Annotated in this window: 20 protein-coding genes; all 20 read right to left on the bottom strand. The window is 52.2% G+C overall.

The window, feature by feature from the left end; all coding sequences use genetic code 11:
- Nucleotides 1-58 precede the first annotated feature (58 nt).
- Nucleotides 59-469 carry a hypothetical protein gene (locus FQ182_RS13645; protein ID WP_149414890.1) on the bottom strand — a complete coding sequence of 137 codons (411 nt, stop codon included), beginning with the start codon at nucleotides 467-469 and terminating at the stop codon, nucleotides 59-61.
- Nucleotides 470-491: 22 nt separating this feature from the next.
- A complete protein-coding gene (locus FQ182_RS30000; RefSeq protein WP_218575092.1) occupies nucleotides 492-1,814 on the bottom strand; it encodes a hypothetical protein in 1,323 nt (440 codons plus the stop codon).
- Nucleotides 1,815-1,840: 26 nt separating this feature from the next.
- Nucleotides 1,841-2,473, bottom strand: coding sequence for a hypothetical protein (locus FQ182_RS13635; protein ID WP_149414891.1), 633 nt, complete (start codon nucleotides 2,471-2,473; stop codon nucleotides 1,841-1,843).
- A 115-nt stretch (nucleotides 2,474-2,588) separates the two neighbouring features.
- Entirely contained in the window at nucleotides 2,589-3,212 is a 624-nt protein-coding gene (locus tag FQ182_RS13630; RefSeq protein ID WP_149414892.1) for a hypothetical protein, read from the bottom strand.
- Nucleotide 3,213: 1 nt separating this feature from the next.
- Nucleotides 3,214-3,465, bottom strand: coding sequence for a hypothetical protein (locus FQ182_RS13625; protein WP_149414893.1), 252 nt, complete (start codon nucleotides 3,463-3,465; stop codon nucleotides 3,214-3,216).
- Between the two features lie 316 nt (nucleotides 3,466-3,781).
- Nucleotides 3,782-4,318, bottom strand: coding sequence for a hypothetical protein (locus FQ182_RS13620; protein WP_149414894.1), 537 nt, complete (start codon nucleotides 4,316-4,318; stop codon nucleotides 3,782-3,784).
- Nucleotides 4,319-4,436: 118 nt separating this feature from the next.
- Nucleotides 4,437-5,378: a signal peptidase I gene (gene lepB, locus FQ182_RS13615; protein WP_149414895.1), complete on the bottom strand. Its 942-nt coding sequence runs from the start codon at nucleotides 5,376-5,378 to the stop codon at nucleotides 4,437-4,439.
- The gene (locus FQ182_RS13610) at nucleotides 5,375-5,635 is read right to left on the bottom strand and encodes a hypothetical protein (RefSeq protein WP_149414896.1); all 261 of its coding nucleotides are present in this window, start codon (nucleotides 5,633-5,635) and stop codon (nucleotides 5,375-5,377) included. Before FQ182_RS13610 ends, lepB begins: the two co-directional genes overlap by 4 nt.
- Before the next feature lie 1,130 nt (nucleotides 5,636-6,765).
- The gene (locus tag FQ182_RS13600; protein ID WP_149414898.1) at nucleotides 6,766-7,014 is read right to left on the bottom strand and encodes a hypothetical protein; all 249 of its coding nucleotides are present in this window, start codon (nucleotides 7,012-7,014) and stop codon (nucleotides 6,766-6,768) included.
- A 69-nt stretch (nucleotides 7,015-7,083) separates the two neighbouring features.
- Nucleotides 7,084-7,350: a hypothetical protein gene (locus FQ182_RS13595; protein WP_149414899.1), complete on the bottom strand. Its 267-nt coding sequence runs from the start codon at nucleotides 7,348-7,350 to the stop codon at nucleotides 7,084-7,086.
- 19 nt (nucleotides 7,351-7,369) lie between these two features.
- Nucleotides 7,370-7,837 (bottom strand): hypothetical protein, encoded by a 468-nt coding sequence (locus tag FQ182_RS13590; RefSeq protein WP_149493985.1) that lies wholly within the window; start codon nucleotides 7,835-7,837, stop codon nucleotides 7,370-7,372.
- Between the two features lie 477 nt (nucleotides 7,838-8,314).
- A complete protein-coding gene (locus tag FQ182_RS29775; RefSeq protein WP_169885878.1) occupies nucleotides 8,315-8,476 on the bottom strand; it encodes a hypothetical protein in 162 nt (53 codons plus the stop codon).
- Nucleotides 8,473-8,742, bottom strand: a complete 270-nt coding sequence (locus tag FQ182_RS13585; protein ID WP_149414901.1) for a hypothetical protein — start codon at nucleotides 8,740-8,742, stop codon at nucleotides 8,473-8,475. Before FQ182_RS13585 ends, FQ182_RS29775 begins: the two co-directional genes overlap by 4 nt.
- A gap of 154 nt (nucleotides 8,743-8,896) precedes the next feature.
- Nucleotides 8,897-9,220: a hypothetical protein gene (locus FQ182_RS13580; protein WP_046487325.1), complete on the bottom strand. Its 324-nt coding sequence runs from the start codon at nucleotides 9,218-9,220 to the stop codon at nucleotides 8,897-8,899.
- A gap of 126 nt (nucleotides 9,221-9,346) precedes the next feature.
- Nucleotides 9,347-9,511: a hypothetical protein gene (locus FQ182_RS29770; RefSeq protein WP_178114452.1), complete on the bottom strand. Its 165-nt coding sequence runs from the start codon at nucleotides 9,509-9,511 to the stop codon at nucleotides 9,347-9,349.
- Nucleotides 9,512-9,599: 88 nt separating this feature from the next.
- A complete protein-coding gene (locus tag FQ182_RS13575) occupies nucleotides 9,600-10,166 on the bottom strand; it encodes a hypothetical protein (RefSeq protein ID WP_149414902.1) in 567 nt (188 codons plus the stop codon).
- 59 nt (nucleotides 10,167-10,225) lie between these two features.
- Nucleotides 10,226-11,140, bottom strand: a complete 915-nt coding sequence (gene rdgC / locus FQ182_RS13570; protein WP_149493984.1) for a recombination-associated protein RdgC — start codon at nucleotides 11,138-11,140, stop codon at nucleotides 10,226-10,228.
- Between the two features lie 117 nt (nucleotides 11,141-11,257).
- Complete coding sequence (locus FQ182_RS13565; RefSeq protein WP_149414904.1) at nucleotides 11,258-12,340, bottom strand: hypothetical protein; 1,083 nt, start codon at nucleotides 12,338-12,340, stop codon at nucleotides 11,258-11,260.
- A 19-nt stretch (nucleotides 12,341-12,359) separates the two neighbouring features.
- Nucleotides 12,360-12,701: an Arc family DNA-binding protein gene (locus tag FQ182_RS30680; protein WP_149414905.1), complete on the bottom strand. Its 342-nt coding sequence runs from the start codon at nucleotides 12,699-12,701 to the stop codon at nucleotides 12,360-12,362.
- 55 nt (nucleotides 12,702-12,756) lie between these two features.
- Entirely contained in the window at nucleotides 12,757-13,161 is a 405-nt protein-coding gene (locus tag FQ182_RS13555; RefSeq protein ID WP_149493983.1) for a TraR/DksA family transcriptional regulator, read from the bottom strand.
- Nucleotides 13,162-13,395 lie beyond the last annotated feature (234 nt).

The raw sequence follows: 13,395 nt of genomic DNA, 5'->3' as shown, positions 1-13,395 counted from the left end.
TCCATTTTGTTGAGCATGAACGATGATAGCGACAGACTTTATTCTTCCAGACCAACAACTACATTTGATCCAATTTGAAGGATCCTGCCTTGGCGCCGGCGATAACGTCAGACTTCAAATTGCTCAGTACAGTCTCGCTCTCCTGGGCGACACCATGCCCGCGAACTCCGCCAGTTGGCACCCAGTACGTTTTGCCTGTTCCAGTCTCAATCACTTTCCGGTGCAGCGTCACGGAGTAGCTATAGAGCCGAAGACCAGGCTGGTAATCGCCGCTCTCGACTATGGCGAACAGCTGGTAATCGCTACCCAACTGGGCCACGGCCGCTGGCAGATTTGAAACGATCGCGTCCTTGATCTGACCTTGAGGAATTTCTGTAGCGTTCGATGACAAGATCATCTCTACCGCTTGAGCGTTTACACAGAAAAGACAACCACACAGGGCGAGTGCCCATTGAAGCTGGTTTAACATCATATAATCTCTATTGTTGAAGTTAAGCTTCACAGGAAACAGGTTCGAGCTCGATACCCTCCCCGCGTTGTTGAAGCATCATGCTAAAAATTCCGGTATCGATAGGATCCCCCATTTCAACGTGCTCTCGAAGCATGCGGCTCAGCGTTGCAGCTGAGTACAGATCCTTCCGCTGCCATCCATCACGCCCTTTTGCGCGAGACGTAGCCATTTTGACCTTGAGAATCACTGCGAACGCTTCAATGGCCTCTTCGTCTGTTTTGGACTCGGCGGCGGCCTCGGGCGCGTTGTAGCGACGCAACTGCGAAGACCCTTCCTCTATCGATGGGATCGGCACGTCGACGGCACCTAACGCCTCCAGAGCGCGGGATACCGCATCAGGGTTTGCTCGGTAAGCAGTGCTCAATGCATTAAGCCAAACGCGCTCGATTGCAATTCCGTCAGTCTCGGTCATTGCGAGCGACCCTACCTCGTTCTTTGCGTCCATCAACCACAACATGGTGTTACATGATGGGCACGGCTTGGCGTGCTCTGGAGACAAGTCTGGGAACCGTTCATCAGCGAGGAAGCCGCTTCCGGCACAATGGCGCATACCGTCGCGGAAGCAGCACATACTTTCGGGCAAGGCCGAATTGACCTGGTTGAATTCAGCTTCATTCAGAACCGTAGCATCAGCCGTCCGCGCAATGCGGGCGAGCTCCCGGGCTGCTTCATCGGGAGGAAAATCGGCAAGATCCCGAATGAACCGGTTGAGTCTGCGCTTGAAGTACTCTATGTCTAGCCCGAAACGATTTTTACCCGGGCAGGCGGGACGAAGTTGAGCCAACCCATCAATAACGGTTTGCGCGATCCGGGTGAGATAGACGAAGTCTGAATTCGGGCTTTGCGCATGCCATCCGGCGTAAAACCACTCGTCCCCGAACAATTCAGTCATAAGCGGGGATGGCAACCGCTCAAAGGTCACATAGCCGCGAAGGCTTTCGCAAGCGTCGTAGAGTCGACGGGCTTCGTCCTTCTCGAGAGAGTTGAAATCGAGGTTTATGCCGAGACGTCGCTCCACGACAACGCTCTTGGCATAGGCCACCAACGAGGCTTCGTCGTAGCAGGTCGGCCTCATCATCGGAGCCAGTGCTGATGCCAAATGCTCAGCGTTCTGCCAGGCAACAAATTCTGCGATGGAGTTAGCACCGGTATTGTTCCACTGGTGAGTCCAGCTACGCCCAAAGCAGGTGACCGTAATTCTACCGCGGTATCGCCCCAAATCTTCCAAAATGACCGTCACAGGATCGAGCGCCTCGACCTCCGCTATCTCGATCTTTTGGATTGTTGATGCCTCAACCTTCATAGACGAACCTCCAGAGTGAGGTGAGCTCATAGAAAAATGGACGGCGCGAAATGCGCCTGTTTAGGTGCTGTAGGCTCAGAGGCTTCTGCGACGGCTGGAACCACGTCAACATCGATCACTGCATGCGCCGCTTCTTTGGCCGCCGCGATGACCGAGAGATCAGCTTGGGACCAATACACAAACGCTGAGCTGCTGTTCAGACGCACTGTACTCGTGGGTCGAGGCCGCATCAGGTGCTCAACCTCAAACACGACCCAAACGCGGTCGTAGGAAAACTGGCGGTTCTCAATCCAAAACCCTGAGCTTGTTATCTTGAAAAGCATTTCGTAAACAGCGAGAACTGCTGCCGCGAATGGATCCGGACTTTGCTTGAGCTGGGCCATAATCGGCCCCAGCATACGCAGCGCCCTGAGTCGGAGATTTTTGGCCCAACGAACTGCGCCGTCTCGCCCGGCGAGTGCCGGTAGTACCACTGGGTGGAAACCACCACCTGGTTTGTTTACCAGCCGGCAAATTCTTTCTCTGCATTCGTCGCAAACGGTAGCATTGGCATACAGGACATCACTGACGCGCCCGCTGCGGCCTTTGCTGCTGAAACTGCACATGTCAATGTGACCGCACAGCCTTTTGGACATCGCATAAATATGGGCGTGGCTCATCGAAAACTCCTTTCGCACGTAAGCATTCATGTTCAGAAACGCGCTCTGCATAGCATGGGATTCATAACACGTATACTTAATCCATGAGCGAAAGAAGTCAATCGGCAAAGCAATTTCAGGCCGTAGGGAGCAACGACAGAATCAACGGCCCCATGTCTTGGGCGGTGAAAGAATCTGTGATGGCCACCTTCACGCGGAACGGAATAGGTCGATGCCCTTCACAAAGATCAGCCAACTCACTCATGGACAACCCTAAGCGCTCAGCCAGCCCGGCAGATTTGACGCCTGCAATCGCGCCTAAGCCATCGAAAAAACCTGCAACGACCTCAACTGCCTCCCCGGCATCAAGGCGATCAAAGAAGCCATATACTAACGTCCGGCGAACGAAGGATGATTTGCTGTCGGCAGCTTCGACGGCGTCCTTCACTGCTGCTGGCAAAGCAGCGATGAGGGATGAACGGGTCATCTCAATACCCATTGCTGCGAGTATGCGTACCCTGGCCGCAGGCGGTAAGGGACGCAGGTGGATGCGGCACTGTCGAATCATGGAAATACTGATGCCGATACGCCTGCTCAATTGAGTATCAGACCAACCCTGCTCTAGACGAAAACAGTCCATCAACTCAGCCCACTGGGCGTTGCTTAAACCGGCCGGCGCAATAGCAAGAAACTTGCTCCTGGAGGTCAGGTTCCGAACCGGATCTTCAGCAACCGGAACGATTTCAGAAACGCCAAACATATCAATTCCCCCCTTCTGGCTCAGCCGCAATAGCGGCGCCCTGCTTGCTAGAACTGTCATTCGAAATGAAGAACTGCAACATGTTCAACAGAGCGCCACCCACGATCAGCACAAACATCCCCATGAATATGTTTCGTGGTGAAAGCTCAATAAGACCCGCCCGGGCGGCCATCAGCGCAAGGATGCACGCGATCATAGCTACAAGGGCGAGAATGACTTTTGTGATCAGGCGGCGAGAAGTATTGCTGCTCATCGAATTTCACCGTTATGGATTCGTAACGTGTAGCAATATACACCCAACAATTGATTGATATAAACAAACCTTCCAGTATCACACATGATTTTGTTCGCCAGGAGTGCCTGAAAACCTGCAAACCAAGGCATTCGGTTTTGTCACAGGCACTGCACGGGGCAATGCCCTCCTAACAACCGTCGCGGTACGCCATGGCCTCAGGATAGAAAGAAGCCGTGTTTTCCAGGATAAAGCTGCGATTCAGGTACCAAACTGCATTGACCGAATGCCAAAATGAAAAACCACCCTTGCTGAGCAAAGGTGGTAGGTGGTGCGGTTAAACAATGGGGAGCCGGGATCGGGGCCCGAGTTGAGTGCCGATGTAGAAGCTGCCGCAGCTGTTCTCGCTGAACAGGTTTGTCGTCGTTTGAACTTCTACCAATGCAAGACAGCCCGTTTGCGGGCTGGCAATGCCAATAGTCCCTCGTTTCAACTGATTCAACCCGACAGGATGATAGTCATCAGCCATATCACGCTTGAGATCTCTATTGATCGAGTCGCACATTTCACCAGCGGCAGCCTCAGCCATCGCCATGGCAGACATCGTGTCGAAACACACGCCTTTTACAGTAGCCTCAGTCCCCGTGGCACCATCCTCAAGACCGACGACGACATGCGCAGTCAGTGGGGTACCCTGGTTTACTATGAGGTCCGCAATAACGGAAGACCGATTCATCTCCTCGATCGTAACCAGCACCTCGTCCCTGACGTCGCCTGAGGAATACTCACCGATGGCGGTCAACAAGCACCCGCGTATATCAACCGGAGCTGATGCGACTTGTGCGTATAGCAATGCCAATTTATGAAAGCTCATACATTACTCCTGAATGGTGGTTGCAAGACCCTTGCGTAAGCCTTGCAACAAGGAGATGCAGAACACGGGCATATAATTGTAGGTCATCCATCACTCCACCTTCCTTGATGCTTCGTTGCTAGTTAGTAACTTTTTTATACTGAAAATCCATCTTACTTAGCGATATCGAATATATAGCACGGCCTATAATGTAACGCGCTGGAACAAACCCCCAATACCGACTATCTAGGCTATTTCCACGATTATCGCCGAGTACGAAAAACGAATCGTTGGGGACTAGACACTTCAATCCCTCAGCGCTACGATCACAACCCGGTATATCCGGAAAATCAGAACCTCGCCCAAGTTCTTTGGCTTGCGTGTCGTGCAGTATTTGAAATCGAGCACCGGCAAGTTCTTCAGTCATTATCCTCGCCTGCTTAGGCTTACCTGAACTCTCATCGATATAATCATAGCGACCAATATCTTCTTCGTTAATTTTTACATCATTGACGTACAACTCCCCGGCTCGATACTCAATAAGGTCTCCCGGTATACCAATCACTCTTTTAATATAGGGCTTACTTCTATCTAGTGGAAACCTGAACACGAGTACATCGGCACGCTTAGGCGAAGACACGGCAAAAAGCGTTGTATAAAAGAGCGGCAACCTAAGTCCGTAGGTGAATTTGTCAACCAGCACATAATTTCCGACCACTAGGTTAGGACGCATTGAAGATGAAGGCACAATGTACCCTTCTGCAATAAATGACCTAAACACGAGGAGCAATACGGCTATCGGAGCGAGTTCAACCGCGAATCCTAAAACCCCTTCAGTAAACCGGCTTTTGCCGCGAGCTGCTCTAGTGCGTTCGGTAATCCACAGCGGCCCACTGACAGCAGCGCACACCAGTAGGACGGTATGCATATCGATAAACGTGCAGAGCAGATAAAACGGGCCCAGAACCGCCGACATGCATCCCAGTGTGTTTGCCCACTGGGGTCCGTGTTCTGCTAACGCCTTACGACAAAGAACAGGTGCGATTGCTGTCAGAGCTAATCCTGTTAGAAAAAAACTCACAGGATTTTCCCCTTGCGTCGGCCGGTGAAATAAATACCGATTAACATCATAAATACAACTGCCGATATTAACCCGCAAGCCCAACCAACAACCTCAATATATAATCCGATGCGAACAAGCCAGCCATCCAACACACTACCGGCAACAAATTGGATACCAGACCCGAAACACCACAACAAGGCCGATAGAACCCAGCCATTCAAGAGCAACTGCACATTGTACCTGACACCTTTGATCGGTGTTTCGTCTGCAAGCATAATCACTCCGAAATAAAGACTGACCAACCCAATCGATTAATACTGAGTTTCCAACCATTGAACGCACTCATGAGAAACCTTGTATATGGCGATACACTTTTACAGCCAAATTGGTAGCAATAGTAATTCGATAACTTCTCTTTATCTAAACAGAACGCAGCCCAGAATGTCTCATACTCAGGACTTTCAGATCCTGGATCACAATATTCGTACTGCAATGGAAATGGTTGTAGAGCGTAGAGGCACAGTTCAATGCTGCGACTCACACTTTCTGTGATGGCAGTGAATAGCCTTTGGCTGATCCCTAGACGCGTACTATCAAAACGAACTTCTAACCGGTCGAGGATAAACACTCCCCCGTTAGATAGCACGCTAGAAAAATCGTCCACGCTCGTAGTGGATAAGTCGTTTACAATTGTATGGAGTGACTCGCTTATGAGGTCGCAAGAGTCAATAATCCCCATACCTCGACCTGTCCCTTTGGATAGAATGGTGGCTTCCAGTACAGCAACGGGAAAGGCATCACCTGGCTTACAGAGTAATGCTGTAAGCAAGCGGGCTTCGCAAACTGATCCACCAAAAAAAACGTCTTCTGACAGGCAGTATCGAATGCTCAGACCATCCCCAATAGGGACCGATTGCACAGCACCACGAAGTTGGGGAATACCGTTATAGTACCCAGTTTCGTCTCGATCTCTAATCAAATAACCACGAAGAGCTGGGGCCTTCGCCATAGGAGTTCCTCAACTCAAAACTGAACCAGCCCGGGTTCGCCTCGCCACCTTTGCAGCCTTGCTACGGAGGTGCTTCAGCACCTTGCAAGACACGATCGCGACCAGCAGCAACAGAATGCTTGGCACTGCGATTAACAGGGCGACGTAACCGGTTTTGAACCACACGAAGACTAACGCAGCTACAGCTGACGCAGCCGACGGGCGACGCGCCAGCCCAACGTACAGTCCACCCAATACAACGGCTTCATCCAAAGCCCTCAAATGTTTAGATGCTCTACACGTATGCGCAAAAGCATGCCAATGAGGCATCTCAGAAGCACTCTGTATCAATATGTCAATTCAATAGGCCCCAGACTCACACGCCTAGGGGCCTTCCTGGACGTTACTCTGACGGGGTCAAGCAGCGCCAACGATCGAGTACATGCAATATGCCAATGCAAACGCTCCGAGCCCGCCGCTAAGCCATAACTGAAGGTTCGTGTCCCGTATCTCGCGTGATACAAAGCCTTCGATCATCACGGCTTGGACATCACGAGCCGCATTTTTCACAGTGAAAAGGCCCTGCCGACGCTTGTATGCGATCGAAAAGATAATCGCGAGGACAACAACGGCCATACGGGCAACAATATCAGGAGTAAAAGTCATAGCGTGATCCTTTGAGTAGTAATTGGTTTATTTTGATACATATCGCGTATGCATAACACACACATGCAGTTATGGAGATGTACGATCAAATTTGTCGTTGCTCACCGACTCATTCATTTGCTTGATTGCCAACAGCAGTGGGTCGGTCGGGGCAACATCCTTTCCGTCACAGTGAGGACTGTGCTCGCCGGGTATAATCTGGCAATAACGGCCGACCACCTTCACCTCTTTGCCGAACTCAGGCGCCGCTTTCGGTAACGGAAAGAGGAACCCTGCGCCAACGGCCAATACGCTCACCGACAAAGTGGCCAGCCAGGCAAACAGTCGAGTATTCAACAAACGGGAGAACCCGGCTCTACGCAAGCTCCACCCCCGTTGCGAGTACGGTCATGACGACCGCCAAATTGGGGTTGATAAGCCCCTTTGCTGCCAGCCCTTTGATTTGCCCGGAGAGGAATTGAGCAAAAAACCGGTGTGACGCGTCAACAGCAGCGGCGGCTCCGTTGTGTTCGGATACGAGAGCTCGTTGCTCATTTGCTGCTGCCGCCGAAGATGCCAGGGCGGTCATGAGATCTGAGAAACGGGTTTCAGCGGTTTTATCGATCTTCTGAACGCTCAACTGGGAAAGAATTTCTTCCGTAAGATGTACGGTGGAAACCCCGCTGTCATATGCGCCGTCGTAAACCCAAGCGCCACCATTTTCCAGAGCAACCACAGTGAAGAAACGACCGAGCTGGTGATGCGGTTCACCAGGCTGCATTTCGAGGAGGGGAGGATTGAGCACCTCGTACCCAGCCTCGACTTCAAGCACACGCATGTTCATGAATTTCTCCTTAAGAAAAATCCGGCCATTCGCCGGCGCGTTTCAATGATACATAACACGTAGGCATATTTAATAGAGTTTTTTTAGCTCGCAATCACGGGACAGATCATATCTGTGTCGCATCTGCACGTAGCCCCCTCTACGCCTGTTGTAGTTTTGGAGATGGGAGTGTCTTGCGTCAGTAATTGGGTCAATCCGGGGGCAGCATCAACGCGTCAATCCTGCCGAACCTAAGAGCGCATCTATTTTGCGAATTCAGTAGGTTTTTCTCATCTTTTATGTGATTTTCGCGTCTCACACTCACCGAAAAAGTGACTTCCCCCCAACATTTGCTGGTCTTCACGAATCATCTATTTTGTGAACCTACAACGCCAATACAGCATACGCACCATCAGCCACAAAAAAACCCACCATCACAAAAAGTGAAGGTGGGTGAGATGTAGCGTTAGCTTAAAGCTGCTCTTTTCGGTAGAGCTTTTATTTTGTTTGTATCTGCTCGATGTTACGGCGAGCACCATGCTGTATGCGTTGGAACTCACTTTTTACGGCGCTGATTGCTCCCAAAAGGGGCGCAAAAAACAAACGTGGCGCTTGTTTTGCCGCAGTCACGAACTCGGATCCAAACGTACTATCATTCATTCGCCAAACTCCTTCAGAGCGCGGTAAATTCCCAAGGTGAGAAATATTATGAATAAGATTGCGTCAGCAATCGTAAGTGCCGCCTCGAGCGTGGTTAATACACCGATAGTAAAAGGATTTACCCCCAACGTTTCGAGATAATGGACCAAGAACGAAAGAGCAACGGCAGGAAGCCCAACAATCAGAAAAATGATGAAGCCGACAGTGCAGTGTGCAGCAAAGTGAGCTATAGGACTCCACCATGGTTTTTTTACGGTTTTTGACATCTGTTACTCCTGAAAGGACCTGAGCGGTCGTTAAGTGATTGCATAGGGCATACTTGCGAGTAGTCCTAGCGACAGGTGATGCGTAACGCGCTCGTGTAATTTCAGGCAATAAAAAGCCAGGCCGAAGCCTGGCTTATTTACATTTCGAACCGAATCACTTCGGACGGGGGTGACGAACTCGCCCAGGGGTGAATTGCCCGGAGAAGCTGAAGCCCTTCTCGCGAACCAGCTCACGCACCTTGATCTTGTTCGGTGTCGAGCCGTTCTCCTTGTGTAACGCGACATGCTCCGCCTCAACTTTCAGCAGAAACTCAATGTCTTTTTGGCTCATTTCGAGTTTACTCTCAAGCTTCTTGCGATCCGTGAATCGCTTACCAATTAGTGCTGCGCATATCGCGGCCGTCACGGTACTGAAAACAGCAGCTCCAGCCTGGATCAAAGCGGATTGCACTGCCGGGTCATTGAGGGCCAACGCCATGTTCATTCTCCTGAAGGTTGTACTTGCCTTTGAGAGATGATCGACGCGGGACTGTAATCGGGGACTGATTGCCCAGACACCAAAAAACCCGCCGATGGCGGGTTTAGAGAGAGGTATGCAAACAATTTATTGCTTCGCGCTGGAGGCCAACGGCGCCTGGCCTGCGGATTCCTTTTTAACACGGCTAAACTCAGCCTTGATCGCATTCGCCGCCCCCGCCAAGGGTGCAAAATAGAGCCGCGGGGCATCTTTGGCGGCGTTCAGAAATTCTGAAATAAAGGTGGTTTTCATTGAAGTAACTCCTGTGTTACCTGAAACCGAAAATCAAATTCATATATAGCAAACTCAGTCGGCACCGGCAAGCGAAACTCTGTGAACGTTATGCCTGACTGTGGCGGGCACCGGCGGCGATAAGAACTTGCGATAAAAGTTCTGGCCCGGCCGTTCTGAAATCACCCACGTGCCACCGGCCAAGTTCAAATTGCAGTTGGGTTAGTCGGATATAGTCGACCGCCCCCGGAGACGCCGGCATGCGCAAACACTTGCCATTGCTCAACGCCACCACAGTTTCATCTCCAACCTCGGCGAGTAAGTTGTCTGCCGCATGAGCTGTCTGAGCATCGCTCCATTCCAGCAACCTGGCGAAAGACATGAGAATCTCATTCCGGCTGATTTCGAAGCTGCAAGTCATTGCAGCCCCCTCCTCCAACAGTTCAGAGATGTCACCGGTGACGATGCACAAGCATCGGCCATGATCGGTACTGATCACCTCGATACGCAGACTGGGTATGTTCTGTTGACCACAGCAAGATTCTGCGAGTTGTAAATGGAGTTCAGAGGACGAACAGGACAGAAGATCAGCCACATCCACGATCGCAATCGCTTGCACCTGAAGGTTTTCGTCATAAGCCCAGTATGTCTTCGATTTTGGAAAGTATGCGTACATCAGAGCACCTCTCTCGGAACACCACCCTACGGGTGGTTTAGGGTGGTGGGGGGGGTAGCTTATTGTGGACTTTCCTCACCCCCAAACCCTTCAATGAGCAATGGCAAAAACTCTTTAAACGTGAGCATCATCAGCGCGAAGCTGGCATCAAGTTGGCCGAGCGCGTCATCCCCCCCGTCGGCTACCGCCTGGTCTTCCAGAAGGCTTTCGAAACGCAGCCGCTTAATGATCATTTTGTCATCGAGCATGAATGACAGCTTGTCTTGCCAGGCCAGCGCAAGCTGCGTTGCTACTTTGCCGATGCCCAAATGGGTTGCAATCTCTTCGGACGTCAGATCCTGGCGCTTACAGCGCACAATACCGCCGTCCTCGTGCGTATCCCGAAGCTCGCATTCGTCCAGGACGAAAAAGCCCTCTGCGGCCTTCTTCGTGTTAAGCCACTCGGTCATGATCGCGACCGGTGAGATCTTCATGGTGAGCGGGCGTACAGGCAGAGTGCCCATGACTTCACGCAGGGTCGAGAGCACGTCCTCGGCCCGCTTGGGACTTGCGCTATTGACCAGTATCAGACCGAGCTTCGGCGCGATCACAGCGAAAGTGGAGGTTCGCCGAATGAAGGCTCGCGGGAGGAGCGCGTGAATCACTTCGTCTTTGATCTGGTCGCGTTCTTTCTTATAAACCTTGCGGCTCTGCTCAACCTCGATCTCTTCAATTTTTTCCTTCACTGCATCGCGCACTACCGAACCGGGAAGAATGCGCTCCTCCTTACGGGTGGCGATGAGGGAAAACTCACCGCTCTGATGGACCAAGGGGGCATCGTCACCTTTACCGAACGGGGCAACAAAACCGTATGTCATTACCTCTTGCGAGGCACAGGCCCGGGCAGGCTTGCTCTTGAGCGCCGCTTCCAGCACTGACGCTTCAAAAGGAATTTCCTGGGTCAGTCGGTACACCAACAGATTTTTGAACCACATTTGGTTTTTCTCCAGTGAGGAACGCCATACCGACCTCACAGGGAGGTCAGTAGATAATTGAATTTGGGGAATACCGCTGAGTGTCACCTGGGAGGCGCAACACAGTGCGCCTTCCCGCTATCCCACTTTGCTCGTTGACGAGTGGGCGCCGTTGTCCCCGCCGATCTCGGAATAAGCGTCAGGTTTTTGCACAGGGGCCCACCAACCACCCCACTGAGCACAGGGCAGAGCTTTGACTAGCCCCAATTGTCCTTCGCTGACACTGAAACAACCGGCGGCAGTATCTAGGCGCACCTGGACAAGTTCAGCCTCAACCCCCGGCTGTCCGCCCCAGTTCCAGTAGCTTCCTGGGCGCGATGGAATGGATTGAGACCAAGCGCGCCCTGTGACGGCTTCGCGGATGCTTTGAGGTTCAATGCAGGTACTGGAGCGGGAAAGCTCGCATTCCGCCTCATTGACCGCCTTGAGAGCTTTTGCGTGGCCTACGCAGACCCGGGTTGGGCTGCCACGTTGGTCTAGATTCTCGTGGCACATAAACTTCAGGCTGCCGAACGCGCTGTAAGCAGCGTCTTCGGTGGTCACTGCCGACTGATTGGCATGGGTACCATGCCTGTAAACGCATCCCGAGCAAACCTCACGGGGGTCAACTCCAGCTGCGAGCATCACACCTGACATCGCACCGACCAGGGTAGGCAAGTTGATATCCTCTGCAACATGAGGGTGTAGCCCACCCTCGGTGATTAGCAGGTCGATAGCGCCAAGCCGGCAATTTTCGATTACGGCATTGGCGCACCCAATCATTTGAGAAAACAGCCTGATGACATCATCGACACCCGCGGAATTGGCGTAACGCGACAGCAGTGTTTCGCGCTCATGTGTTGAGGCCTCCACGACTTTCGACAGAAACTCGGCCTCAATTGAGGTTAATTCGTAATCGTGCGCGGGCACCGGTGCCGCAGTTTGGAAGTGGTTCGCCGGCAGGGGCCACTTGGCCATCGCTTCGTCGACCTCTAAATCGAGGTCGAATCCATCAAGCGGGTCCCCCATGCCCAGACGAACCATTGGCACGTTGGCGTGCCCGGTACGCAGTGACTGCTGACGCAGCCAAAAGTAACGCAGTGCAGCGGCAACATAGGCAGATCCAGCGTCCACTTGAGAACTGATGCAAATGGCGTCTACGGGTTGTGCTTGCAGGCCCATACCAGCCTCCTGATGACTGTTAGCCGTGGGCAACTTTCAGCATAGCGCCGGACGCACGATCTTCGAGTTCTTCGCAACGCGAGGTGACTTGTTGAAGCGCCCGCGTGAGCACATCGAGAGAAGGCTGTTTTCTCAAAGCTTCCAATTGAGCCTCGAGTTCTTTGCAGCGATTACTCAACTGCTCCATGTACTCAACGTTAAGGATGCCTGTTGCATCCTCGATTAACGTGCGACCCAGGCGCTCAAGAATTTCACTGTTCATCGATCGGTGGTTGGTTCTTGCAACTAAGTTGATACGATCGCGCATACCATCAGGCAAGCGCACAACGAACTTATCGACAGTACGGGAAGTTACGGTCATGATAAAACCTCAGATAGATGGGCCCCATAGAGTGGCCCAGGTCGATGCGGAGCGATCAGGCCACCCGTTGGTGCCGGGCCTTGATCTCTTGGCAATGCTTCGCCTCCACGGTCAAAAGCGACCGTGGGTTAGAGAGCAAGCGTGCGAGGCCAATTTCTTCACCGGTCTCCGCGCACCAGCCGTACTCTTCTGTGTCGATAGCGTCGAGCGCCAACTTGATTTCGCGTAGGTTTTGATTCTCGCGGTCGATGCTGCTCAGCAGGCCCTGCCGCTCCTGCTCGATGAGAGCGACATCCACCTCATCGGCCGCTTTTTCGAGGCCCGCCATGTCACCGCGCAACGCTTCGATCCGCGCAACAGCATCGCGACGTTGGGACAGCAACAGATCACGGAAGAACGTGGTCTGCTTAAGTCCCATGTACTTGTCATCAGTTTGATCGATCAATTGTTCCGGCGTCATTTGTGCGAGCCCCTGTGAAGTCGTCATCCGCACTGGCGCATATCGGCCTGAAGTGCAGAGCTAGAATAGAACACAGGATGATAATACTGTCAGTATCATATCAAGGCAATAGCAAATTATAGGTACGCGTTAGGTGTCGAATGACGCGACAGCCGACGGCGTATTCCTGAAGACTATTGACAGTCGCATGCGAATAAACCCCAACGCAGTTCGATGAGGTCTGGGTAAAGAGTT

The sequence above is a fragment of the Pseudomonas sp. ANT_H4 genome, assembly GCF_008369295.1.
GTDB lineage: Bacteria > Pseudomonadota > Gammaproteobacteria > Pseudomonadales > Pseudomonadaceae > Aquipseudomonas.
Note: the sequence above shows the minus strand (reverse complement) of the source record. Positions and strands in the feature narration are given on the sequence as shown.

Bases quoted from the DNA above. Each gene is read 5' to 3' on its own strand.
- FQ182_RS13645 (WP_149414890.1), bottom strand. From the start codon at position 469: ATGTTAAACCAGCTTCAATGGGCACTCGCCCTGTGTGGTTGTCTTTTC.
- FQ182_RS30000 (WP_218575092.1), bottom strand. From the start codon at position 1,814: ATGAAGGTTGAGGCATCAACAATCCAAAAGATCGAGATAGCGGAGGTC.
- FQ182_RS13635 (WP_149414891.1), bottom strand. From the start codon at position 2,473: ATGAGCCACGCCCATATTTATGCGATGTCCAAAAGGCTGTGCGGTCAC.
- FQ182_RS13630 (WP_149414892.1), bottom strand. From the start codon at position 3,212: ATGTTTGGCGTTTCTGAAATCGTTCCGGTTGCTGAAGATCCGGTTCGG.
- FQ182_RS13625 (WP_149414893.1), bottom strand. From the start codon at position 3,465: ATGAGCAGCAATACTTCTCGCCGCCTGATCACAAAAGTCATTCTCGCC.
- FQ182_RS13620 (WP_149414894.1), bottom strand. From the start codon at position 4,318: ATGAGCTTTCATAAATTGGCATTGCTATACGCACAAGTCGCATCAGCT.
- FQ182_RS13610 (WP_149414896.1), bottom strand. From the start codon at position 5,635: ATGCTTGCAGACGAAACACCGATCAAAGGTGTCAGGTACAATGTGCAG.
- FQ182_RS13600 (WP_149414898.1), bottom strand. From the start codon at position 7,014: ATGACTTTTACTCCTGATATTGTTGCCCGTATGGCCGTTGTTGTCCTC.
- FQ182_RS13590 (WP_149493985.1), bottom strand. From the start codon at position 7,837: ATGAACATGCGTGTGCTTGAAGTCGAGGCTGGGTACGAGGTGCTCAAT.
- FQ182_RS29775 (WP_169885878.1), bottom strand. From the start codon at position 8,476: ATGAATGATAGTACGTTTGGATCCGAGTTCGTGACTGCGGCAAAACAA.
- FQ182_RS13585 (WP_149414901.1), bottom strand. From the start codon at position 8,742: ATGTCAAAAACCGTAAAAAAACCATGGTGGAGTCCTATAGCTCACTTT.
- FQ182_RS13580 (WP_046487325.1), bottom strand. From the start codon at position 9,220: ATGGCGTTGGCCCTCAATGACCCGGCAGTGCAATCCGCTTTGATCCAG.
- FQ182_RS29770 (WP_178114452.1), bottom strand. From the start codon at position 9,511: ATGAAAACCACCTTTATTTCAGAATTTCTGAACGCCGCCAAAGATGCC.
- FQ182_RS13575 (WP_149414902.1), bottom strand. From the start codon at position 10,166: ATGTACGCATACTTTCCAAAATCGAAGACATACTGGGCTTATGACGAA.
- rdgC (WP_149493984.1), bottom strand. From the start codon at position 11,140: ATGTGGTTCAAAAATCTGTTGGTGTACCGACTGACCCAGGAAATTCCT.
- FQ182_RS13565 (WP_149414904.1), bottom strand. From the start codon at position 12,340: ATGGGCCTGCAAGCACAACCCGTAGACGCCATTTGCATCAGTTCTCAA.
- FQ182_RS30680 (WP_149414905.1), bottom strand. From the start codon at position 12,701: ATGACCGTAACTTCCCGTACTGTCGATAAGTTCGTTGTGCGCTTGCCT.
- FQ182_RS13555 (WP_149493983.1), bottom strand. From the start codon at position 13,161: ATGACGCCGGAACAATTGATCGATCAAACTGATGACAAGTACATGGGA.